The sequence below is a fragment of the Leisingera sp. SA215 genome, assembly GCF_055902035.1.
This window is the reverse complement of sequence record NZ_JBVVXU010000013.1, coordinates 1-21,799: the sequence shown is the minus strand read 5'-3', so window position 1 is coordinate 21,799 and position 21,799 is coordinate 1. Positions and strand designations below refer to the sequence as shown.

21 protein-coding genes and 2 pseudogenes are annotated in these 21,799 nt (G+C 60.0%); 18 read left to right on the top strand and 5 right to left on the bottom strand.

Annotation, left to right across the window (positions count from 1 at the left end; genetic code table 11):
- Nucleotides 1-75 precede the first annotated feature (75 nt).
- Both AC0KW6_RS14600 and AC0KW6_RS14595 read left to right on the top strand, forming a co-directional pair.
- Nucleotides 76-603: a hypothetical protein gene (locus AC0KW6_RS14600; protein ID WP_474035277.1), complete on the top strand. Its 528-nt coding sequence runs from the start codon at nucleotides 76-78 to the stop codon at nucleotides 601-603.
- Between the two features lie 244 nt (nucleotides 604-847).
- Nucleotides 848-3,493 (top strand): methyl-accepting chemotaxis protein, encoded by a 2,646-nt coding sequence (locus tag AC0KW6_RS14595; protein WP_474035276.1) that lies wholly within the window; start codon nucleotides 848-850, stop codon nucleotides 3,491-3,493.
- A 45-nt stretch (nucleotides 3,494-3,538) separates the two neighbouring features.
- On the opposite strand, the gene AC0KW6_RS14590 is transcribed toward AC0KW6_RS14595, so the two are convergent.
- The 4 genes from AC0KW6_RS14590 to AC0KW6_RS14575 form a co-directional block, all read right to left on the bottom strand.
- Complete coding sequence (locus AC0KW6_RS14590; RefSeq protein WP_323776775.1) at nucleotides 3,539-4,474, bottom strand: glycosyltransferase family 2 protein; 936 nt, start codon at nucleotides 4,472-4,474, stop codon at nucleotides 3,539-3,541.
- A gap of 62 nt (nucleotides 4,475-4,536) precedes the next feature.
- Nucleotides 4,537-5,478, bottom strand: coding sequence for a GNAT family N-acetyltransferase (locus tag AC0KW6_RS14585; RefSeq protein WP_323776776.1), 942 nt, complete (start codon nucleotides 5,476-5,478; stop codon nucleotides 4,537-4,539).
- A gap of 3 nt (nucleotides 5,479-5,481) precedes the next feature.
- Nucleotides 5,482-6,339 (bottom strand): hypothetical protein, encoded by an 858-nt coding sequence (locus tag AC0KW6_RS14580; RefSeq protein WP_474035275.1) that lies wholly within the window; start codon nucleotides 6,337-6,339, stop codon nucleotides 5,482-5,484.
- 70 nt (nucleotides 6,340-6,409) lie between these two features.
- A complete protein-coding gene (locus tag AC0KW6_RS14575; RefSeq protein WP_323776780.1) occupies nucleotides 6,410-7,084 on the bottom strand; it encodes an acetyltransferase in 675 nt (224 codons plus the stop codon).
- Between the two features lie 67 nt (nucleotides 7,085-7,151).
- Here AC0KW6_RS14575 and AC0KW6_RS14570 point away from each other — a divergent pair, with 67 nt between their 5' ends.
- From AC0KW6_RS14570 to tnpC, 4 genes and pseudogenes are all read left to right on the top strand, one after another.
- Nucleotides 7,152-7,604 (top strand): sugar 3,4-ketoisomerase, encoded by a 453-nt coding sequence (locus tag AC0KW6_RS14570; RefSeq protein WP_323776802.1) that lies wholly within the window; start codon nucleotides 7,152-7,154, stop codon nucleotides 7,602-7,604.
- A complete protein-coding gene (locus AC0KW6_RS14565) occupies nucleotides 7,601-8,698 on the top strand; it encodes a DegT/DnrJ/EryC1/StrS family aminotransferase (RefSeq protein WP_323776782.1) in 1,098 nt (365 codons plus the stop codon). Before AC0KW6_RS14570 ends, AC0KW6_RS14565 begins: the two co-directional genes overlap by 4 nt.
- A gap of 555 nt (nucleotides 8,699-9,253) precedes the next feature.
- Nucleotides 9,254-9,535 (top strand): IS66 family insertion sequence element accessory protein TnpB, encoded by a 282-nt coding sequence (gene tnpB, locus AC0KW6_RS14560; RefSeq protein WP_416361486.1) that lies wholly within the window; start codon nucleotides 9,254-9,256, stop codon nucleotides 9,533-9,535.
- Nucleotides 9,483-10,557, top strand: a pseudogene (tnpC, locus tag AC0KW6_RS14555) (IS66 family transposase); the annotation flags it as partial. The gene tnpB and the pseudogene tnpC, both read left to right, overlap by 53 nt.
- On the opposite strand, the gene AC0KW6_RS14550 reads toward tnpC, so the two are convergent.
- Entirely contained in the window at nucleotides 10,467-11,159 is a 693-nt protein-coding gene (locus AC0KW6_RS14550) for a tyrosine-type recombinase/integrase (protein ID WP_474035315.1), read from the bottom strand. The pseudogene tnpC and the gene AC0KW6_RS14550 sit on opposite strands and share 91 nt — an antisense overlap.
- 312 nt (nucleotides 11,160-11,471) lie before the next feature.
- Here AC0KW6_RS14550 and AC0KW6_RS14545 point away from each other — a divergent pair, with 312 nt between their 5' ends.
- The 12 genes and pseudogenes from AC0KW6_RS14545 (at nucleotide 11,472) to AC0KW6_RS14490 (ending at nucleotide 21,527) form a co-directional block, all read left to right on the top strand.
- Nucleotides 11,472-11,903, top strand: a complete 432-nt coding sequence (locus AC0KW6_RS14545; protein WP_474035274.1) for a hypothetical protein — start codon at nucleotides 11,472-11,474, stop codon at nucleotides 11,901-11,903.
- Nucleotides 11,904-12,055: 152 nt separating this feature from the next.
- Nucleotides 12,056-12,229: pseudogene (locus AC0KW6_RS14540) on the top strand (PLP-dependent aminotransferase family protein); the annotation flags it as partial.
- Between the two features lie 203 nt (nucleotides 12,230-12,432).
- Nucleotides 12,433-12,579, top strand: a complete 147-nt coding sequence (locus AC0KW6_RS14535; RefSeq protein ID WP_474035320.1) for a hypothetical protein — start codon at nucleotides 12,433-12,435, stop codon at nucleotides 12,577-12,579.
- Between the two features lie 323 nt (nucleotides 12,580-12,902).
- Nucleotides 12,903-13,151, top strand: coding sequence for a hypothetical protein (locus tag AC0KW6_RS14530; RefSeq protein ID WP_474035273.1), 249 nt, complete (start codon nucleotides 12,903-12,905; stop codon nucleotides 13,149-13,151).
- A 15-nt stretch (nucleotides 13,152-13,166) separates the two neighbouring features.
- Nucleotides 13,167-13,460: a hypothetical protein gene (locus AC0KW6_RS14525; protein ID WP_474035272.1), complete on the top strand. Its 294-nt coding sequence runs from the start codon at nucleotides 13,167-13,169 to the stop codon at nucleotides 13,458-13,460.
- A 95-nt stretch (nucleotides 13,461-13,555) separates the two neighbouring features.
- The gene (locus tag AC0KW6_RS14520) at nucleotides 13,556-13,732 is read left to right on the top strand and encodes a hypothetical protein (RefSeq protein ID WP_323776791.1); all 177 of its coding nucleotides are present in this window, start codon (nucleotides 13,556-13,558) and stop codon (nucleotides 13,730-13,732) included.
- Between the two features lie 19 nt (nucleotides 13,733-13,751).
- Nucleotides 13,752-14,939 (top strand): ectoine hydrolase DoeA, encoded by a 1,188-nt coding sequence (gene doeA, locus AC0KW6_RS14515; protein WP_323776793.1) that lies wholly within the window; start codon nucleotides 13,752-13,754, stop codon nucleotides 14,937-14,939.
- Nucleotides 14,940-14,942: 3 nt separating this feature from the next.
- Nucleotides 14,943-15,935, top strand: coding sequence for a N(2)-acetyl-L-2,4-diaminobutanoate deacetylase DoeB (gene doeB, locus AC0KW6_RS14510; RefSeq protein ID WP_323776795.1), 993 nt, complete (start codon nucleotides 14,943-14,945; stop codon nucleotides 15,933-15,935).
- A 13-nt stretch (nucleotides 15,936-15,948) separates the two neighbouring features.
- Complete coding sequence (locus AC0KW6_RS14505) at nucleotides 15,949-16,428, top strand: Lrp/AsnC family transcriptional regulator (RefSeq protein ID WP_323776796.1); 480 nt, start codon at nucleotides 15,949-15,951, stop codon at nucleotides 16,426-16,428.
- A gap of 167 nt (nucleotides 16,429-16,595) precedes the next feature.
- A complete protein-coding gene (locus tag AC0KW6_RS14500; RefSeq protein WP_474035271.1) occupies nucleotides 16,596-18,071 on the top strand; it encodes an NAD-dependent succinate-semialdehyde dehydrogenase in 1,476 nt (491 codons plus the stop codon).
- A gap of 28 nt (nucleotides 18,072-18,099) precedes the next feature.
- Nucleotides 18,100-19,473, top strand: a complete 1,374-nt coding sequence (locus AC0KW6_RS14495; RefSeq protein WP_474035270.1) for an aminotransferase — start codon at nucleotides 18,100-18,102, stop codon at nucleotides 19,471-19,473.
- 896 nt (nucleotides 19,474-20,369) lie between these two features.
- Complete coding sequence (locus tag AC0KW6_RS14490; RefSeq protein ID WP_474035269.1) at nucleotides 20,370-21,527, top strand: IS110 family RNA-guided transposase; 1,158 nt, start codon at nucleotides 20,370-20,372, stop codon at nucleotides 21,525-21,527.
- Nucleotides 21,528-21,799: the final 272 nt, after the last annotated feature.

Here is a 21,799-nt window from a genome sequence, read left to right as displayed (position 1 = left end):
GACGGTTATGCAAAAACCGCTGTGACGCAGTGAAACCTGTATTTCAATAGTAGCTTTTGCAGGGGGCGGGGGTGCGTGCCAGGTCTTGCAGTAACCAGCATCAAATCGGTCAGTTTGGCCCTGAACCAAGGTCTAGGAGGCGGAGTGCCTGAGAAACTGTCTTTCGAACGTCGGTTTTCGGAATACGGCCCGGGTGTGCGGCCCGAGGAGCGGACGCAAGAGATCCTGAATGTTGTTGAGGATTTCATGCATCGCTGGGGGTATTCAGTGCAAAACCTTATAGGTGCCGAACTTACGGTCGAGCATCTGGGCGGCGCGCCAAGCGACGTGCCGGATCTGATCTTCAAAATGGCTGCGCTGGACTATTTCGAAATTGTCATTCGCAGCAGTGGCGGCGCCGTCAGTTATGGCGGCTGGTTGACAGGCACCTTGCCAGTTACTGTTTCCGGCAAGCAGGTGAATGGCCGTCCGGTGCTGCTGACCACCGGCCGCGATGGCGGGCAGATCCGGCATGTCTTCGATCCGCTTTCCGGTTACAGACCTGTTACCGAAACCATAAATTTGCCCCTGCACGCGGCGCGCCGTCTCTCCGGCGAAACCTGAACGGTGGTGCTGAACCGGCGTTTCCAGCAGGTCACGCTCACAGCCAGTCGGTAAAATCTAACTGATATTACGATTGCCGCTCATGTTTTTTTTACGTTCTTGCGTCGATTTTACTTAGGAGACGCAGGTAGCTGTGCGGCAGCGGTCCTGCACCATTGAATGCCTGGCCTGCCGATGGCGACGGCGGGGCCGGAAGCTCGTCCGGTCTTGGCAAAGAATATGGGCGGATGCCATGGATGATACTATGACTTCAAAGAAAAAACTTCCCGCCAAGCGCGGTTTCCGTTTGTTTTCAAGCCTCGGCGCAAAAATCACGCTGATCCTGATGGCGATGGGGGCTGCACTAGCTGTCGGCGGCATCCTGGTCACTCTGGTTTTCTCCCAAGCCGGCCGCCAGATGGAGGTTTTGACGGAACAGAAAGTGCCCCTGCTGGAGCTGAGCGGCCACCTTATCAAGGCGGGAAGCCGGGCAAAGGATGCCATGATCACGGTGTTGCAAGCTGGATCAGTTGAAGAACTTGCTCAAGCCGAGAAGGAAGCGGCTGCCGCGATTTCACATCTGGAAAACAGCTTGGAAGAACTGCCTGCGGCAAAGCGGACTCAGTTTGAATCGGAGGCTGCTGCGGCCTCGGAAATGCTCAATGATCTGATCACGGCCCGCAAAGACGCCTTCCGCAACCAGGCCTGGATCGACTCCCAGACCGCCAGCCTGCAGGCCCTCAGTCAAACGGTGCAGGAGAAGCTTGTCGAGGTCGCATCAAAAGCCAGCGACAGTTTGATGGTCGGCGGAGAAGACACCATTGGCCAAGTTGATAAGGTGCTTAAAAATCTGGTTGAGCAACAATTCGGCAGTCTGCAAGCGCTTTTGGAGGCTCGCGCTGATATCAGTGTCTTGTCCGGTGCGGCCTTGGCCTTGGGCCATGTGCGCGACGTTCCGACCAAGCGGGCGCTCAAAAAGATGGCCAATGACGCTTTGAGCCGGCTGGAGCCGGTCATGGGGCGGCTGGAAGATTTGGGCCTGGACACATTCAGGGCCAAGAAGGTCCGTGCCGGTGTGGAACTGTTCCGCTATACACTCACCGCCAGCCGCAAGGAGCTGAAAGACAGCCGTAAGGCTGTGCTGAGTGCTCGCAACGCCAGCGTACGCCCGCTGACCCAGGCAATGGAGCGCATGGTGTTCACCCTTTCTGTTGCAGCAACCCAGGCGAGTTCTGACAATCGGACGGCCATTCAGGGACTGTTGGATAACGAGGTCGGCGTGCTGCAGCGGCTGCTGGAAATCAACGGCTGGATCAGTGCCTTTCAGGTCGCGGCACTGGATGTGGCCGCTGCGCATGATATCGGTTCTGCCAACGCAGCTGCAGCTCCGCTGCAGGAAGCCTCCAAGGCGCTTCAGGGCTATGCCGCTTTCAACGATGGGGTCTTTGCGCAGGAGCTTGAAGAATTGGTTGCTCTTGCTGGTTCTTCCGAGGGGCTGCCGGTCTTTAAAGTGGCGTCACTGGAGGCTACTGCGGCGGCGGCGGCGGCGGCGCAGGCAACGGTGAATGCAGTGTTGGAATTTGCGCATCGTGCAACCAGTCTGGGGGCCGAAAGCCAGCTGGAGATTGCATCCATTGCGGACGGTCTTGCGAATGAGGTGGGAGCGGCGCAGCGCCAACTGCAGATTCTGGCGGTTGTGGCTGCAGCAGTGTTCGTTGCGTCCCTGGTTCTGACCCGGATTTTTGTCCTGCGCCCTCTGGCAAATATCAGCGCCACCACCGAGCGGCTGGCTGCTGGCAACCTGCGCCCTGTGGCGGGGTATGAGCGGTCGAGTGACGAAATCTTCCGGATTGCCACAGCGCTGTCGGTGTTCCGCGACGGGCTGGTGGAGAAGGCAGAGGTCGAGGCTGCCGCGGAGGAAGAGCGTAATGCCCGCCTGGCAGAGCAGACGGCGGCGGTCGCGGCCATTGGCGCGGGGCTGGAGCAGCTGTCGCAAGGCGATCTGACAGCCCGGATCCAGTGCGAAATGGGCGAGGGCTATGCGAAGCTGCGAGATGATTTCAATGCCGCGCTGGAAAAACTGGAGGTGTCGGTGAGCAGCCTCGGCGCAAGCGGCCAGTCGATTGCCGGCGGCAGCACTGAAATCTCCTTGGCCTCCCGCGATCTGTCCGAACGGTCGGAGCATACTGCGCAGACGCTGGCCGGCACAGCCGCTGCTGTGAACCAGCTCTCGGTTTCCATCACCGGCACCGCCCAGGCTTCGAGCGAGGCGTCAGCCTCTGTTGAAGCGGCGCGCGAGAATGCCAGCGCCAGCATTGAGGTGGTGAAGCGGACCTACGGCGCGATGGAAGCAATCAAGGAAAGCTCGGAGAAAATCTCGCAGATCATCGGCATGATCGAGGCGATTGCCCAGCAAACCAATCTTCTGGCGTTGAACGCCGGGGTTGAGGCCGCACGTGCGGGCACTGTTGGCAAGGGCTTTGCTGTGGTCGCCTCAGAAGTGCGAACCTTGGCGCACCGGTCGAAAGAAGCTGCGACTGAAATCTCTGCTTTGGTGGATGAGGCCGGCAAGAATGTTGAACTCGGTGCGGATCTGGTGGAACAGACCCGCACGGCAATTGGTGAAATTTCCACCTCTGTCGCGGCTGCAGCGGATCTGATGAAGACCATTTCCCAGGCTTCTTCCGAACAATCCGGCAGCCTGCAGGAGATCAATTCGGCTATGTCCAATCTTGACGACGCCACCACCCGCAATGCTGCCCTGTTCGAAGAGGTCACCTCCTCAAGCCTGGGTCTGTCGAAAGAGGCACGGGCCATGGCCGGAGCCATCAGCGCCTTCAGGACAAATTCAGATTCCGGGTCTGTTTCAGACGGTCTGGATCAGGAAGACTCCTGGAGGCTGCAAGCCTGACTATCTGCAGCCCGCAGGCTGGACCTGCGCATTGGTTCTGCTCCGTCACCTGTTGCGCAGCCTGCGCATGCCTTCGCTGGCGATGCCCTGCAGCTTGGCCCCCCAGCCATAGTCCTGGCTGGCCAGAACGGCGCTGATACCGTCATAGAAATCCAGTCGTGCGCCGGTCTTCCCGGCGGCTTGCGTCATCTTCCTGACAACTGGCGAATTTTTCGCCAGGCCAAATGTTTTGGCATCCGCAAGGCGCTGCTCCAGGACGGCCAGTTGCCCTTTCAGCATCCGTGTTCTGCGGTCCTGATTGGACAGAGTGCTGATCTTCTTCGTCAGCTGGGCTGAGATGCCGACATCTTCCTTGTAGATCACCAGCTTCTCGGGAATGTAGTGCAGGCCGTCCTCCAGCAGGGCGCGGAAGCCGAGGATCAGATCCTCATAGGCGCTGTCCTTGGGGAAGCCGCCATATTTGCGATAGAGGTCCTTGTGCCAAGCAGCAGTTGCGCCCAAGTAGAGCGAAAACGCAGTGGCCGCATCCTCGGTGCGGAAGTCCTTGTAGAACAGGGCACGGCGGTAGGCGTCCTCGCCGGGCTCTCCGTTCGGGCCGACGGTTTCCGCATCTGAATAGAGCAGTTTGGCGCCGGTTTTCCGGTGGCTGTCGATAACCCGCTGGGCCCGGTTGGGTGCGTTGCGGTCGTCACCGGCGGTCCAGATCATCAGGTCGGCGGTGGCAAGGTCGATGGCATGTTCGATATGGCGGTTTACGCCCATATTGGTTTCGTTGCGCCGGGCCACGATCCGGTGCGGACCGGAATAGGTTCCGGTAAGCTGCTTGATCTTTTCAAACGTCCCGTCTGGAGAGGCATCATCCGAGATGATGATCTCAATCGCTTCGCAATTCTGGTCCAGCAAAGACTTCACTGACGCGGCAATAGTGTCTTCCTGGCAATAGGACAGCAGGATGAAACTGGCGGCGGGTTCATGAGTCATTGGATGTCCTTTTATTCGGCCGGCCGCATCCTCGGGCGGCGATCCGGACGGCAGAAAATTTGTCAGGTGAGCTGCCAGCGGTACTGCTGATACACCGTGCTACGGGCGCCGAACATCTCTTTCTGCTTGGCTAGGCCCGTGTTCAATGTCCGTCCCTGATCGGTGGTTGAAATGCCAAAGTCGAGCCATGCACTGCCGGCAAAGACGGTGTCCAGCAGGTGGTGAACGATCAAGTCGACGCCACCTTTCAAGCGGCCCTGTTCCGACGCGGCAATATACTGAACATGCACAGTCCGGCCGCAATCAAAAACCACCACGGCGGCGATCATTCGATCTTTGTCAAAGGCACCGAACATCCGGATCTGGTCAGGAAAACGACCCGCAAGCAGTCGGATCTCCGTCTCGCTATGCACTGGCCGCGCGTTGTGGCGGTCGCCCAAAACCTGGGTCAGCAGAGTCCAGCAGGCGCTCCAATCAATACTTTCACGGATTTCCAACCCGGCCTTGCGCGCCTTGCGCAGCCCGTCCTTCTTACCGCTGCCAAAGGGCAGGCGGCGGGGTACTGCGATGGTGGCTGACACATCGATGCGTACAGCCTGGGCTCCGTGCCGGAACAGCGCATAGATGTCTTCGTCGGCGGGCTGGCTGTGGTAGATATAGGGGATCGCCTTGTAATTGACTCCGGTGAACCCGGCGGCGCGCAGATAGGCGCCCAGTGCGTCGAACACCGCAAGCATGCGTTCAGCACTCATCTTCGCACCGGAGACCACCCCGCCATAGGTCAACCCGCCGTGGGAGTTCAGCACGCTGCCATCGGCATTTGCGGGCATCACGGCCAGCAGCTTACCGTCTTCATGGATCATCAGCGAATGATCCTGAAACCGGTCGGCGTGGTAGTCCATGAACTCGCGCTGAAGCAGGAAGGTGCCGTTTTTCGACGCCTTCAGGAAGTCGTCCCACTGGCTGGCGTTTTCCGCTGCATAGCGCTGAACCTCGATTGCCACGGCTCAATCCTCAAGGACGGCGACGCCCACACCGGTGGCGCCCATGTTATTGCCGTTGTAGAACAAGTAGCTCCGGCCCTGCTCCGTATCGATCCGCGCCGGGTAGCAGACCATCTCGCCGTCCCAGGCACCGGCGCCTCCGCGGGGCAGTTCCTCGTCACCGGTGCGGCTGAAATTCACCCCGTCAGGCGAGGTGAAGCGGAAGCTGGCGTATTGTTTGGCCAGGGTATCGGAGGTCGCCCGCAGCTCCCAGGATCCATCCGGCATCTGGTTCGCCCGCGGGCGGCCGATCCGGTATTCTTGCGGGGCAGGGGCGATGATCCGCTGCGCGGTGGCATTGTCAAAGCGCACACCGTCCTCGCTGGTCAGCGTCCAGCAGTCATATTGCGGGAACAGCCGCCCGCCAATGTCCTGCCAGCCGAAACCGCGGGAGATCCAGGCCCGGTAGGTGCCGTCAGGTCGCACCGCAATGGAGTGCAGGGCACCGATAAAGGCACCTTCGGGGCAGCGGTCGATAACCGGCGTCTGCTGCACCCGCTCAAAACTATTGCCCCGGTCGCGGCTCACGGCCAGACCGCTGAAGGCCAGGAACTTGGCTTTTTCCACCAGCTGAAAGCCGACATAGTACAGCCGCAGCTCATTCTCTGCGACCTCCAGGACATCGCCTAGGATCATGCCGTTGTCATCGAACATGCCCGGCGTTCCCAATCCGATCGCGGGCTGGTCGGAAACAGCCTTGACCTGCAGCGGGTCGGAGGCATCGACGTCGACCCAGCCGATCCGGCTGATCCCATGATTGTCACGCATTCCACCAAACAGGCGGATGGTGTCTTCGTCCCGCTGCCAGGGGCAAGGTGTCATAAAGGAATGCCTGGCCCAGTCCAGGTTTCCATCCGGGGCAAATACCAGCCCTTTCTTGACCCAGCCCATTTTACTGTTTGATCCGGAAATAGCGGTAGGAGGAGACTTTGGCAGGCTCCGCCGGGTTGCCGTTCAGGATCTGGCCCGGGGTGTCAAAGCTCTTGTTCACGGCTGCTGCCATGCCGACAAAGCAGTCCTCGCCGATTTTCACATTGTCGGCAAAGGTCGCATTGACCCCGACAAAGCTGCGTGCACCGATATCGCAGTAGCCCGAGACCACCACATGCGATGCCAGGAAACAGTGCTCGCGGATCCGGGTCTGATGGCCGATATGGTTGCCCGACCACAGCACGCAGCCGCTTTCAATCGTGACCCCGTGCTGCACCACGTTGTTCTCAAAAATGAAAATATTGTCGCCCAGCTCTGCCGTGCGCCAAACCATGGCATGGGGGCTGATGAAACTGGCTAGCGTGTAGCCCTTGCTGCGGGCAATTTCGATCAGCCGTGCGCGGATCCGGTTCAGTTTGGTCGAAGTCACGGCCACATGCGCCTCAACCTCAGAAGCGGGGAACACGGTTTCCACTGTTTCCAGCGCCACCACGGGCAGGCCGAATTTTTCTTCCTCGGTCAGAAACTCTGCCTCCACCGCAAAACCCGCGACCTCATAGTCGCTGTCGACGGTGAAATACTCGTAGGCGATGTCGGCGAATTCACCTGCACCGATGATCAGTAGCTTTTTGCTCATGGGAGGGACGTTGTCCTTGATTGAGGCGGCCCTGGCGGCCGGCGCTGCTTGCTGGTCCGGTTCAGATATGCATATACACAAGGGACATTCAAATGCGAAGGCGGTTTCCGTGCCTCTGACTGACTGCAAAATCATTGACTTGCCCAAGATAACAGACGTGCGGGGCAACCTGACTTTTGTCGAAGGCGGCAACCATATTCCCTTTGATATCAAGCGGGTGTACTATCTCTACGATGTGCCGGGCGGGGCTGACAGGGGCGAGCACGCGCACAAGGCGCTGCATCAGTTTATTATCTGCATGTCGGGCAGCTTCGATATCCTGCTGGATGACGGCTTCGCGACCAAGCGTTTCCATCTGAACCGCTCCTATTATGGGCTGTATGTCTGCCCGATGATGTGGCGCTATCTGGACAACTTCTCTTCGGGGGCGGTCTGCATGGTGCTGACATCCGAAGTTTATGACGAAGCGGACTACATCCGCGATTATGATCAATTCAAAGCTGCAGCAGGTGCTGCATGAGGGTTCCGTTCCTTGATATCGTCGGCGCCCATGCCGAAATTCAGGACCGGCTGGAGGCAGCTGTGCTGCGGGTTGCGCGGTCCGGGCATTTCATCCTGGGTCCTGAGGTTGAAGCGTTTGAGGCCGGATTCGCCCGCTACACCGGTGCTCCTCACTGCCTAGGCACTGGCAATGGGCTGGACGCGCTGATCCTGGCGTTGAAGGCAATGGAAATCGGTCCGGGAGACGAGGTCATCGTGCCCGCAAATACCTATATCGCAACCTGGCTGGCAGTCAGCTATTGCGGTGCAACCATCGTTCCGGTGGAGCCGCTGGAGGCCACCCACAATGTCGACCCGGATGCGGTGGCCGCCGCCATAACGCCCCGCACCAAGGCCATCATTCCGGTCCACCTATATGGCCAGCCTGCTGACATGGATCCGCTGATAGAACTGGCCGGGCAGCACGGGTTGCACCTGCTGGAAGACGCTGCCCAAGCGCATGGTGCCATATACAAAGGCAAGCGGATCGGCAGCTTTGGCGAGGCTGCTTGCTGGAGCTTTTACCCGGGTAAGAATCTGGGTGCATTGGGCGATGGCGGCGGATTCACCAGCACCTCGCCGGAGCTGGCGGCGCGGGTCTCGATGCTGCGGAACTATGGCTCGGCGGTTAAATACGAGCATGAATTGTCTGGTCAGAACAGCCGCCTGGACCCGATCCAGGCGGCTGCACTGCAGGTGAAACTGCAAGTGCTCGATGCCTGGAATGCCCGCCGCCAAGCAATTGCCGCCCGTTATCTGGACGCGCTGTCCGCATCCGGCCTGGTGCTGCCGGTGGTGCCGAAATGGGCGAACCCGGTCTGGCATCTCTTTGTTGTGCGCCATCCGGACCGGGATGCTTTCCGTGCCCGGCTGGAAGGGGCTGGGGTCGGCACCGTCATCCACTACCCCAAACCGCCGCATCTGCAGAACGCCTATGCCGGGCTTGGCTATACCAAGGGAGCGTTCCCTGTTTCCGAAGCGCTGGCTGCGGAAGTGATCAGCCTGCCGATTGGGCCTGCTCAGACTGACGCACAAACCGCATATGTAATCGAGCAAGTGCTGAAACTGGGATGACCGGCCCGTGCCCGTATTGCCGATGTCCAGCCTTTCGGGTCTGCAAGTGTGCTCTGACTGGGGCGGGGGTGCGGGCCATTGCATCAAGGGGCAGCCGAATTTGCCCATTGCGAAACCGCGGGAGGACTTGGTGATTTCCGAGGCTGCGCATAGCGGTAAGTGTTGCATCTGCCCCCCTAAACACCCCCTAAACCTGCTTGCACTGTGAATGGTATTCAGGCCCCGGCAACTAGCAGGAGGTCCGCATGTCGGCGACCAGGTCTGGGGGTTCAAAATTCGCAAGCCGGCGTCTGGGAAGAACATCTGGCACAACGAGTTGAAATGGGAAGCCACACGACGCATTCGGGAAGAAGGCCAGTCACCCGGAGATATCGCAGCGGGGCTTGGAACGCACGAATGCCTTGTCCGCAAATGGTCGGTTGCCGATCGGCGACGTCGCGGAGAGAAAATTCACGTGGAAGGCCCTGCGTTTGCTGCAGTGAGTGTAGAGGGCAGCGCACCCGTTGCCGAGATGCTTGCGCCTTCCGGAAGTCAAAGTGGACTTGGCCGTAATCTCTGTGGAAGCATGACTATCGAGTTTCCTCTGGGGCTTTCTTCGTCTTCAGGTCGGAGGGCCGAGACAAGATGAAGATCCTGATCTGGGATGGGACTGGTCTTGTTCTGGTCTACAAGCGCATTGAAGGAGCGGGGTTCGTTTGGCCGAAGCTAAGTAAAGGCACCATTGTCTATGACAAAGGCGCAGTTCGGCGCTCTGTTCGAAGGTGTTTGGGGATACCGGGCAGTGCATTTGATCGTCAGCAAGTTCGGAGGGGACCGTCGGCCCGGTGGGCGGTGTAAGCCCGGAATGAACACCGATCACCTGCCATTGTACCGCCAGGCGCAAATCTACAGCCGTCAGGGCATCGATCTGGATCCCTCCACATTGGCAGCCTGGGTGGGTCGCGCAGGCTTTGAGCTACGTCCCGTTTTTAATGCGCTGATGGCTGACCTGAAACGCTCGGGCAAGCTGTTCATGGATGAAACGGTTGCCCCGGTGCTCGATCCCGGTCGCAAGAAGACCAAAACCGGCTACTTCTGGGCGCTTGCACGCGATGACCGGCCATGGGGCAGGGGCCCCCCCCCGGGGTGTGGCCTTCACCCATGCGACGGGGCGGTCCGGCCAATACGTGGAAGACATTCTGAAAGGCTTCACCGGCACCCTGCAAGTGGACGGATACGCGGGTTATAACCGCCTGCTCAAGCGTCAGGGGGACACGATCCGACTGGCCTACTGCTGGGCACACGCCCGGCGCAAACTTTTCGAGGTCGCCAAATCCGGCAAAGCCACCCCGATTGCGGTCGATGGTCTGATCCAGATCCAGGCTCTCTAGTGCATCGAAAAGGACATCCGGGGCCAATGTCAGGAGGATCGAAAAGCGGCGCGCCAGGAGCGCTCAAAACCGCTGATCGGGCAAATGGCGAACTGGCGCAAGGAAAACCGCATTTGTGTCTTCTCCAAATCCCCCATCGGCGATGTCCTGAACTTCATCTTCAGATTCTGGGCAGGTCTGACCGGGTTCCGCGACGACGGTCGCGTGGAACTGGACTCCAATTCCCCCTCCCGGCAGATTGCCGCGCAATCGCCTGCCGGGCAGTGGTGCGAGCGGACAATCCGACCGTTCGCTTTGAACAGGAAGAACGCTCTGTTTGCCGGGCATGGCGCCGGTGCCCGGAAATGGGCATTCCTCGCGTCGATGATTGAAACCTGCAAGATGAACGCCGTCGACACTCATGCCTGGCTCACACAGATGCTGTGCAGCGTCACAGGCTTGGTGATGCCCGCGGCTCGCGCGGCCTGCTTGAACAGACGCGAGAACTGACGGGCAGACAGGTGCTTGCCGCGATAGCCGGGGACAATGACCCGATCAGGCCCGGGCACGCCGGGGTCCTGACCGGCGGGACGTTCTTTCCACCAATCCCGCAATAGTCCCAGAATGCCGGCGGGAAGCATCACGTTGCGATCTTTGCGGCCCTTGGATTGCACGATGTGGATGATGTTTTGGGCGCCGTCAATGTCGTCAACCTTCAGCCGGACGACCTCGCCCGCACGCAGGCCGCAGCCATAGGCCAGCGATGGCATCACACGCGCCTTCAAGCTTGGTGCCATGACCAGGATGCGCGTGACCTCGTTGCCGCTCAGCACCAGCGGCACCTTCACCGGCTCCTTGAGGCTAAAAACCTCCGCGGCCAGGTCATGGCGGCGCAGCGTCACCCGGAACAGAAACTTCACCCCGGTCATGGTCTGGTTGCGGGTGCAGATACTCGTCCCGCTTTCCATCAGATGCCGCTGGAAGTCCCGCACATCGTCGGGTGCCGCGGTCTCGGGGGACCGTCCGAGCCAGGCTGCAAACCGCTTGCAGGCCCGCAAGTGGCTGGTTTGAGAAGCCGGTCCCAGATTGCGCGCCGGTATATCGGTAATCATCCGGGCCCGAAGGCGTGCCATCGGTGTAGACTGCTGAACGGTCATGGGAAACCCCTCTGTCAACCGAGGCAAAATCACCTCGCCTGACAGCACACACCCAACACCAAAAAACGCGAAAAAAATCCCGGTTTCCCACAACGCCAGCCACAGGCGCCCATATCGCGGAGCGATTTAGTGCATGGGCTGGTGGCGGCGCCGCTCCTACGCACTCGATTGGGCGCTTTCGCGAGTTCTACTGGTAATCTTCGCAACTGTGCCCTTCGTTTTAGGCGGGTAAGGCATCGACTTCGCAGATGTTTCGAAACCGAAATTATGAGTAAGAGTTCTGCTGACCGTTTCGCCGCGCATTTCTCGGGGCGTAGCCTCCAAGAAATCGTGGACCTGCACCTGAAAGAAGATGTTGCACGTGGAGTGGACGGAACAAGCTATGAGCGCTTGTTGCAGTCTTGTGATGAAGACGTGCATCTAATTGCGCGGCGTGCTCTTTCCGGCACCTGCAAGATCTTTCCGTATCGACAGAAGCTAAATCTGAAAAATGCTGAGTGCGCACCAAGACAGGTGTCGATCCCCACATTGCGAGACAGGGTTGTACTTCGCGCGCTGAACAATTTCCTGACAAGTATTTTTCCTGACTGTCGGCCGCAACATGCTTTTCCGGTTATCAGTTTAGTCCTCAATACCGTCGGAGCCATGCGCGGCGACGATTGTTTCGTTAAGTTGGTTAGATGCAACACTTACGCATAGCGGATTGTTTTGGCCGGTGAGCCGCCCTGGCTGCGCTGCTCAGGCGGACCGATGTCCGGTAAAGCCGAAAGTTGGGTGATTGCTGAGATTTTGGAAATCAGCGTGGCGGAAATTGTATTGCGAAACTGCTGCTGAGAATTCCAAAATGTTGCATGACAATTTGGGGTCCTGACCCCTTTACCTTGATCTCCCCCCTGCATGCGAGCCTTGCGCTGGCCATCGCACGGGCAATCTCAGACGGCAAGCTGGAGCAGGGGGCGCAGTTGCCGACCCACCGCAAAATGGCCGATGATCTCGGGCTGAGTGTCCACACTGCCAGCAAGCCATATGAAAGTTTGCGGCGGCAAAAGCTTATTGACGGCCAAGTCGGCCGGGGCAGCTACGTTCTGGATCCTGACAAGCCCAATGATCAGCCGTTTCTGCTGAGTTCTGATCGGGGCGGCGGATTTGCTTGTCGATTTCACGTCCGGCATTCTCGCAGCAGCACGCAGAGCGGTTCGAGCAAGCGCCGAGGGACCTGCCGGAGGAATTGGATTCGAGCTACTATCTGTCCTGCCGCCCGAACATCGGTCATGACGCCCGCCGGGCCGCCGGAGTGCGGTGGCTGCTGCATTGCGGTGTGGAGGTGCCGCCGGAGCGGATCATCATGACCAATGCGGTCAGTCACGGCATGTAAGCTGCACTATCGGCGCTGACCCGGCCTGGCGACACCGTGGTGTCAGACAAGGTCACTCACCATTTGCTGGTTTCGGGGTGTTCCTATCTGGGCTTGAACCTAGCAGGGGTTGATGTGGATGCGGATGGTATCCTTCGGGATGCACTTGATCGGGTTTGTCTGGGTGGCAACCCCAAGGTTCTGTTTTTGCTTCCGTCTCTGGCTAGCGCGACGGCGGGAATGATGCCTGAAGATCGCCGCCGTGCGCTGGTGGGGATCGCCCGCAAACATGATCTGCACATCATCAGAAACGATGCCTTTGTCCGGTTGCCGAGGGTCGCCCGGTGCCGGTTGCCGTTCTTGCCCCGGAGCGGTCGATCTATTTGACGACGTTTACCAAATGCACCGTGTCGGGGCTGCGCGCAGGCTACATGGTGGCGCCGGAGCATCTGCTGCCGGCATTGACCGGGCGGATTGTCGTGTTCGGTTGGATGGCGACGCCGCTGATGTGCGAACCAGCCACCCGCTGGGTGCAGGACGGCACTGCGCTGGAGCTGGCGCAGTGGCAGCGGAGCGCGCTGGCGAAGCGCTAAGCTATCGCGGCAGAGGTGCTGAAAGACTGGCACTGGCAGGGCCACCCTTCGGCATTGCATCTATGGCTGCCGCTGCCGCTGCCGCTGCCCATGGGCTGGAGCACCGGCAGTTTCGTGTCTTACGCGCGTGAGCTGAAAGTCGCGGTGGCACCGGACCCGCCGTTCCTGACCCCGAAGACACCGCCGCCGAATGCGGTGCGTCTGTCGCTCGGCAGTATTCAGGATCTGGATCGATTCACGCAGGTGTTGGAGCTGATTGCCGGCATGCTGGGACGCCTGCCTGAGGGGATTTCACCCCTTATGTACTGATTGTCCTGTGACAATAAAAAAATTGACATGCGGTACAATCCCTTTCAGGCCTGACGAAACGGTGCTCAGGCACCTGCGGGACTTGGGAGGAAAACATGGCTCAGACTGTCAAAGTTACCTCCGCTGCACTAACGGCAGCGGGGATTGGGCTGACGGGCGGCGCCGCACAGGCCGCCACTTGGCGCTATAGCGTTGCAGAAGCAAGAACCGAAGTGCAGGGCGTCTATGCGCGGACAGACGCGGCGGGCGCTGCCCCAACATTCACCAGCTGATCAACTAGGACCCACGCATATGGCAAACCCCAAGCTGTATTTCTCCCGCGCTGAATACCAAGAGCGCCTCGACAAGACCCGCACCGAGATGGTCCGCCGCGGGCTTGATCTATTGATCGTCACCGATCCCTCTAACATGAACTGGCTGACTGGCTATGACGGCTGGTCCTTCTATGTGCATCAATGCGTTATCATTGGCCTGGAGGGTGAGCCGATCTGGTACGGCCGCGGCCAGGATGCCAACGGTGCCTTGCTCACCTGCTACATGGCCCCCGTCAGTATCATCGGCTACCCGGACCACTATGTGCAATCGACCGAGCGCCACCCGATGGACTACCTGTCGGCGCAGCTGAAGGACCGCGGGCTGGACGGCGGTGCCATCGGTGTTGAAATGGACAATTACTATTTCACCGCCGCGGCTTTTGCATCGCTGCAAAAGCACCTTCCCAATGCGCGCTTTGCCGACTCCAACGCGCTTGTGAACTGGCAGAGGGCGGTGAAATCCGAAGCCGAGCTCACTTACATGCGGCAGGCGGGCAAGATCGTGGAGCGGATGCACCGGCGGATTTTCGAGAAGGTCGAGCCGGGGATGCGCAAATGCGATCTGGTGGCGGAGATCTATAACGCCGCTCTGCGCTATGACAAGAGTCTGGGCATCGGCGGCGACTATCCGGCGATTGTGCCGCTGCTGCCGTCAGGCTCTGACGCTGCCGCGCCGCATCTGACCTGGGACGACCAGCCGATGAAACCCGGCGAGGGCACCTTCTTTGAAATCGCCGGCGTTGTGCACCGCTATCACTGCCCGCTGTCACGCACCGTGTTCCTGGGCAAACCGACGCAGACCTTCCTGGATGCCGAACAGGCGGTGCTGGAGGGCATGGAAGCGGGGCTTGAAATGGCCAAGGCCGGCAACACCTGCGAAGATATCGCCAAGGCGTTTTTCAAGGTTCTGAAAACTTACGGTATCGAAAAGGACAACCGCACCGGTTATCCGATCGGAGTCAGCTACCCGCCGGATTGGGGGGAGCGCACCATGTCGCTGCGGCCGGGCGACACGACCGTGCTGCAGGAAAACATGACCTTCCACTTCATGACCGGTCTCTGGATGGAAGACTGGGGTTTCGAGATCACTGAAAGCATACGCATCGGCGCAAACGGGCCGGAATGCTTGTCAAACGTGCCGCGCAAAATGCTGGTGAAGGACTGAGCCATGAAGCCAAATCCGATTTCCCCCACGATTCCGCTGGATCAGGACGGGGTGCATCACGGCTTTCTTAAGCTGCCCTACAGCCGCGACGACTCGGCTTGGGGCTCGGTGATGATCCCGCTGACGGTGATCAAGAACGGCGACGGGCCGACTGCGCTCTTGACCGGCGCCAACCACGGGGATGAGTACGAAGGCCCGATTGCCCTGCATGAGCTGGCCGCCGCTACAAAGGCAGAGGATGTGTCCGGCAGGCTGATCATCGTGCCGGCCTTCAACTACCCGGCGTTCCGAGCAGGCAGCCGCACCTCGCCCATCGACAAGGGCAACATGAACCGGTCGTTTCCAGGCCGCCCTGACGGCACCGTGACCGAAAAGATCGCCGACTTCTTCCAGCGCACGCTGTTGCCTATGGCAGATATTGCGGTGGATTTTCATTCGGGCGGCAAGACTTTGGATTTCGTGCCCTTTGCAGCCGCGCATATCCTGGAGGATAAGGCGACACAGGAGGCCTGCTTTGCCGCGATGAAGGCGTTCAACGCGCCCTATTCGGTGCAACTCTTGGAAATCGACAGTGCGGGCATGTATGACACCGCGGTCGAGGAGATGGGCAAGGTGCTGGTCACTACCGAGCTGGGCGGCGGCGGGTCTTCGACAGCGCGCAGCAATGCGATCGCCAAGAAGGGTCTGCGCAACGTACTGATCCATGCCGGCATCCTGCAGGGCGAGATGCAGCTGGATAAAACTGTGAACCTGTCGATGCCGGATGGCGATTGTTTCCTGTTCAGCGAGGGCGACGGTCTTTACGAGGCGATGGTCGATCTGGGCGGGGTGGTGGCCAAGGGCGATCTGATCGCCCGGGTCTGGCCGCTGGACCGCTCCGGGCAGCCGCCGGTGGAATACCGTGCCCGCCGCGCGGGCCTGATGATCAGCCGCCACTTTCCCGGGTTGATCAAATCCGGCGACTGCGTGGCTGTTGTCGGCGTCGCCGGGGCCTGATAGGGCGGATCACATGCAACTGGATCAGCGCGACCTTGATATTCTGCGGGTGCTCTCAACCGAGGGCCGCATCACCAAGGCCGCGCTGGCCGAACGGATCGGCCTGTCAGCGACCCCCTGCTGGGACCGGCTGAAGAAGCTGGAGCAGGCCGGGCTGATCGAAGGGTACGGCGCCCGCATCAACCTCAAGAAACTGGCACCGCATGTGACGGTGTTTGTTGCAGCGGAGATCGCAGATCACACCGCCGCCAGCTTCCGCGCGTTTGAGACGGCGATGCAGCGCTATGATGAGGTCACCGCTTGCTGGGCGCTGGGGGGCGGATTTGATTACCTGCTGCAGATCGTTACCAGTGACATAGATGCCTATCAGCGGCTGCTTGACGAGATGCTGGACGCCCGCATCGGCCTGAGCCGCTACTTTACCTATATCGTGACCAAGCCGGTCAAAGGGGGCGGGGCGCCTCCGCTTGATATCCTGCTCGGACAGGGCTGAACCGGGTGCGATGATCAGCCCTTGCGGGCGGACCTGCAGCGCCTGCGGCGCTGTTCGCGCGAAGGGCACCCTCGCGGCAGATGAATCCTCTGCTGATGCCGCCAACTTTGGTCACTTCATCTGCTTCGATCCGGCAGTCTCCTCTGCAAGACATAAGGAGGGACATCATGACAGAGACCGCTCTCTCTGCCCGTGCGGACATAGCCGACAAGGCCTTGGTGCGCTCGTTTTCCTACGTTAACGGCAAGTGGCAAGGCGCTGGAACCGGTGAGACCTTCCCGGTCAGTGATCCGGCGGACGGTGCTGAGCTGGGTCACGTGGCGAGCCTGTCGGCAGAGGAATCCTTTGCGGCCGTGGATGCGGCTCAGGCGGCGTTTGCGGCCTGGGCCGGCCTGTTGCCGCAACAGCGCGCCGCGATTCTACGGCGCTGGTTTGAGCTGCAGCTGGAACACAAGGAAGACCTCGCCCGCATCATGGTGCTGGAACAGGGTAAACCTCTTTCCGAAGCCCGCGGCGAGATCGATTACGGTGCGGCCTTTGTAGAGTTCTATGCCGAGGAGGCCAAGCGCCCAAATATCGAAGGCGTGACCAGCCACCTGCCGGACGCCGAGGTGGAGCTGTGGCGCGAACCGGTGGGGGTGGCAGCGCTGATCACGCCGTGGAACTTCCCCTCGGCCATGCTCACCCGCAAGGCAGCCGCCGCACTGGCAGCAGGCTGCACCGTGGTGGCGCATCCCTCGGGCGAAACGCCGTTCAGCGCGCTGGCGCTGGCGGAGCTGGCAGAGCGCGCTGGCATCCCGGCCGGCGTGTTCAACGTGGTGACCGGCAAGGCGTCCACGGTGGTGGAACCCTGGACACGCGACACCCGGGTGCGGGCGCTGTCCTTCACCGGGTCCACCAATATCGGCAAGTTGTTGTACCGCCAGTCCGCCGGCACGGTGAAACGGCTGGTGATGGAACTGGGCGGCCACGCGCCGGTTGTCGTCTTTAAGGGCTGCGATCTGGACAAAGCGGTCGCTGAGACAATCAAGGCAAAATTCGCCACCTCCGGCCAGGATTGCCTGGGCGCCAATCGGATCTTTGTGGAGCGGCCCGTTTATGCTGAGTTTTGCGCGAAGTTCACCGAGGCTGCCAAGGCGCTGACCATAGGCAAGGGCATGGACGATTGCGACCTGGGCCCGCTGATGAACGAAAGGGCGGTGCAGAAGCAGGAGGAACACGTGGCTGACGCGCTGGCAAAGGGTGCGAAATTGGCCTGCGGCGGCAAACGGCACTCCCTTGGGCCGCTGTTTTTTGAGCCGACTGTTCTGACCGATGTACCGGCCGGTGCGCTGATCATGTCCGAGGAGACATTCGGCCCCGTTGCCCCCATCATCCCTTTCGAAACCGAAGAGGAGGTGGTGGCGCGGGCCAATGACAGCGAATACGGGCTGGTGGCCTATGTCCACAGCCACGACCCGCGGCGGATCTACCGGCTGAGCCGCGCCTTGCAATACGGCATGGTGGCGGTGAACCGCACCAAGGTGACCGGCGCGCCGATCCCGTTTGGCGGCACCAAACAGTCCGGCCTGGGCCGCGAAGGCGCGCGCCTCGGCATGGAAGAGTTTACAGAGATTAAATACGTTTGCCGCGACTGGGCCTGACCCTCACGCGGAAGAGAAAGGAAGTTAGATGCTGAAGAACGACCAACTCGACCAGTGGGACCGCAAGAACTTTTTCCATCCCTCGACCCATCTGGCCCAGCACGCCCGCGGCGAAAGCCCGAACCGGGTGATCAAGACCGCCTCCGGCGTGTTCATCGAGGACCGCGACGGCAACAAACTGCTGGATGCCTTTGCCGGCCTCTACTGCGTAAACGTTGGCTATGGCCGTCAGGAGATTGCCGAAGCCATCGGCGAACAGGCCAAGGAACTGGCCTATTACCATTCCTATGTGGGCCATGGCACCGAAGCTTCGATCACATTGGCCAAGATGATTTTGGATCGCGCACCGCAGAACATGTCCAAGGTCTATTTCGGCCTCGGCGGTTCGGACGCGAATGAAACAAACGTCAAGCTGATCTGGTATTACAACAACATCCTGGGCCGTCCGGAGAAAAAGAAGATCATCTCCCGCTGGCGCGGCTACCACGGTTCGGGGCTGGTCACCGGCTCCTTGACCGGGCTGGAGCTGTTCCACAAGAAGTTCGATCTGCCCGTGGAGCAGGTGATTCACACCGAAGCCCCCTATTACTACCGCCGCGACAACCTTGATCAGACCGAAGAGCAGTTCGTCGCCCATTGCGCGGCTGAGCTGGACGCGCTGATCGAGCGCGAGGGTGCCGACACGATCGCTGCCTTCATCGGCGAGCCGGTCTTGGGCACTGGCGGCATCGTGCCGCCGCCCGCAGGCTACTGGCAGGCGATCCAGGCGGTACTGAAGAAGCACGACATCCTGCTGGTTGCGGATGAGGTCGTCACTGGTTTCGGGCGTCTGGGCAGCATGTTCGGCTCGGATCACTACGGGATCGAGGCGGACATCATCACTATCGCCAAGGGTCTCACCTCGGCTTATGCGCCGTTGTCGGGGTCTATAGTTTCGGACAAGGTCTGGAAGGTGCTGGAACAGGGTACAGACGAAAACGGCCCGATCGGCCACGGCTGGACCTATTCGGCGCACCCCATAGGGGCCGCTGCCGGCGTCGCCAACCTCAAGCTGATCGACGATCTGAATCTGGTACAGAACGCTGGCGAGGTGGGGGGCTATCTGAACGCCACAATGGCTGAGGCGCTGTCGGGCCATGCCAACGTGGGCGAGGTGCGCGGGACCGGGATGCTCTGTGCCGTGGAGTTTGTGAAGGACAAGGCCAGCCGCACCTTCTTTGATGCCGCTGACAAGATCGGGCCGCAGATCTCGGCCACGCTGCTGGAACAGGACAAGGTCATCGCCCGCGCGATGCCGCAGGGTGACATCCTGGGTTTTGCGCCACCGTTCTGCCTCAGCCGAGCGGAAGCTGATCAGGTGGTGGCAGCGACGCTGCGGGCTGTTCATGCTGTGTTGGGGTGACATAGCCTCAGAGCCCGCAGGGCTGGCTGCCGGCGTGCTTAACAAAATTGAAAGGCAGTTCGGAACACTTTTGGCGGGTGTCTAGGGGCAACCCGCCACACACGTATAACGCGATAACGGGTGCTTCGGGGGGATGCTCAAACCAACTGGGGCGCTTTGGAGCCTCTCTGAGGTATAAGCTTCTTGTTTAGCTATGTCAGGAAGCCGATGGCAGGGGTGTCATGCTAAGTATATGTTATTGCGTAATTAAAAAGTAAAATATCAAGGATATGTGGTCAAGTGATAACATATGTATCCCGGTTTGTATCCCGTTCTGAGAATCTGCACTCCTCAGATGCCGCCACGTTTCGAACGCGTTCTTGCGTTTCATGGCCAAGTAGGAAACTGCGCAGTCGAACAACGGCATCCTTGCCGCTTGCGGCATTGAAGCTCATCGTATCAAGCCGAATGCAGCCACCGCCAATGGAGTGCTGGGCCTGACGCCCCTCAACACCCGGAAGACCGTCGTGGTGAGGATAGAGAAGTGTCAAGCGCGGTGTATCGTAGAGTGGCTTTGATGATGTGACAGCCCCCCGACGGCACCATTGTGCCAAGGTGGGTCTCCAACGATCTACAAAGGAGAGCGGTCACATCATCAAAGCCCGGCCGCACACGGCCTGATCTGATGATAAGAGGGACCGAGACAGCAAGACCTTTGAGATGATGGAGCACAGTCAGCGCGCCAGCCAAAACACCAAGCCTAATGTCAGGGACACAAGCTTGTCCGAAAGACCCGTATGGGACTTGGCCTGCGGAAACTATCAGAGCAAGCGGTCGCGTGTGCCGCGCGAACAGATCCCATGATTAGTGGCGCAGAGCGGATAGGCTGCGCCATGCCAATGATAGGAGAACTGGTCATGTCGTACTCACTCAATACGCCGAAATCTGTTCAATACGACCGCACGCTTGTCCTTGCGATCGAGTTGAGCAGCAAGTCTTGGGTCCTGGCGGCACAAGTGCCTGGTCTGCCGCAATCTAAGACCAGAACTATGATCGCACCTGATAAGCTGGCCCTTGAAACGGCAATCGATGGGTATCGGACCCGTGCCGCCGCCGCTGGCTCTCGAGTCGATCGTGTGATCGCGATTTATGAAGCTGGATGGTCCGGATTCTGGCTGGCGCGATGGTTGATCGCGAAGGGCGTGGAGGTCCACGTTGTCCAGCCTTCGAGTGTTCCAGTTGATCGCCGCATGCGCCGCGCCAAATCCGATGGTATAGATGCCGAGTTGCTTCTCCGCACTCTGATGGCGTGGCTTTGCGGAGAACCGCGGGTCTGTTCCATGGTGCCAATCCCGGACGAAGCCGACGAGGATGCACGGCGATGCATCCGCGAGCGAACGGAGTTGATCTCCGAGCGGATCAGCCTGACCAACCGGATCGGCGCCGTACTGGCGACATTAGGCGTCGAGGGTTACAATCCGCTCCTCCAGAGTCGCCGGCATCGATTGATGGATTTGCGCACCGGGCTCGGTGAGCCGCTGCCGCCGAACGCATTTGCAAAGATTGACCGGCTATTGAGCAGGCTCGAGCTCGTGCTCACCCAGATCGCTCAGCTGGAACGGGAGCGTGATGCCGTGGTTAAGGAACCCGCTGCGGATGAGGCCGGAAAAATGATCCAGCAGCTTTGCCGGTTACGCGGTATCGGGGTGCAGAGCGCCACCGTGCTGGTTCGCGAGGCTTTCGTGCGCCACTTCGCCAATGGCAAGGCGTTGGGATCGTATGCTGGTCTTACGGCGACGCCCTACAACAGCGGTGGAGTAGAGCGTGAGCAAGGGATCGGGAAAGCCGGAAACAGGCGGCTTAGAACGACGATGGTCGAACTGGCGTGGCTCTGGCTACGCTACCAGCCCGGTGCCGCGCAGGTTACCTGGTTCCGGGAGCGAACAGGCCAGACCGGCCGGCGTGTGCGTAAGGTGATGATCGTTGCGCTTGCCCGAAAGCTGCTGATTGCCCTTTGGCGGTTCGCCACTGATGGAGTGGTCCCACACGGAGCGACCTTGGGACCCGCCGCCTGACAGCTAATGAGATCAGGCTGCTTTGCGACGGCATGGCGGCTTGGTGACCGAGGGAACGTCGCCGTTGTCCGGCGTGGCACAATAGATGCCGTTTTCACAGAGTGGTGCCGTTCTTTTGGAGTTCTCCGGTCCCGAATGCGGGACAGTGGTTGGGATGCTGGTCCCGCCGGATGTGAGGTTTGCAGACAAGGGTCTGCCGAAAGAGAGCTCACCTCGAGCGCCGATGAAGAAATAATACCATTGACGGAGACATCATCATGTGAGGCCGGACA

What these genes read in the sequence shown, in the direction of transcription:
- AC0KW6_RS14520 (WP_323776791.1), top strand. Translation starts at nt 13,556, where the DNA reads ATGGCTCAGACTGTCAAAGTTACCTCCGCTGCACTAACGGCAGCGGGG.
- AC0KW6_RS14570 (WP_323776802.1), top strand. Translation starts at nt 7,152, where the DNA reads ATGCATATACACAAGGGACATTCAAATGCGAAGGCGGTTTCCGTGCCT.
- AC0KW6_RS14490 (WP_474035269.1), top strand. Translation starts at nt 20,370, where the DNA reads ATGTCGTACTCACTCAATACGCCGAAATCTGTTCAATACGACCGCACG.
- AC0KW6_RS14505 (WP_323776796.1), top strand. Translation starts at nt 15,949, where the DNA reads ATGCAACTGGATCAGCGCGACCTTGATATTCTGCGGGTGCTCTCAACC.
- AC0KW6_RS14575 (WP_323776780.1), bottom strand. Translation starts at nt 7,084, where the DNA reads ATGAGCAAAAAGCTACTGATCATCGGTGCAGGTGAATTCGCCGACATC.
- AC0KW6_RS14590 (WP_323776775.1), bottom strand. Translation starts at nt 4,474, where the DNA reads ATGACTCATGAACCCGCCGCCAGTTTCATCCTGCTGTCCTATTGCCAG.
- AC0KW6_RS14565 (WP_323776782.1), top strand. Translation starts at nt 7,601, where the DNA reads ATGAGGGTTCCGTTCCTTGATATCGTCGGCGCCCATGCCGAAATTCAG.
- AC0KW6_RS14595 (WP_474035276.1), top strand. Translation starts at nt 848, where the DNA reads ATGACTTCAAAGAAAAAACTTCCCGCCAAGCGCGGTTTCCGTTTGTTT.
- AC0KW6_RS14500 (WP_474035271.1), top strand. Translation starts at nt 16,596, where the DNA reads ATGACAGAGACCGCTCTCTCTGCCCGTGCGGACATAGCCGACAAGGCC.
- AC0KW6_RS14580 (WP_474035275.1), bottom strand. Translation starts at nt 6,339, where the DNA reads ATGACACCTTGCCCCTGGCAGCGGGACGAAGACACCATCCGCCTGTTT.
- doeB (WP_323776795.1), top strand. Translation starts at nt 14,943, where the DNA reads ATGAAGCCAAATCCGATTTCCCCCACGATTCCGCTGGATCAGGACGGG.
- doeA (WP_323776793.1), top strand. Translation starts at nt 13,752, where the DNA reads ATGGCAAACCCCAAGCTGTATTTCTCCCGCGCTGAATACCAAGAGCGC.
- AC0KW6_RS14545 (WP_474035274.1), top strand. Translation starts at nt 11,472, where the DNA reads ATGAGTAAGAGTTCTGCTGACCGTTTCGCCGCGCATTTCTCGGGGCGT.
- AC0KW6_RS14550 (WP_474035315.1), bottom strand. Translation starts at nt 11,159, where the DNA reads ATGATTACCGATATACCGGCGCGCAATCTGGGACCGGCTTCTCAAACC.
- AC0KW6_RS14495 (WP_474035270.1), top strand. Translation starts at nt 18,100, where the DNA reads ATGCTGAAGAACGACCAACTCGACCAGTGGGACCGCAAGAACTTTTTC.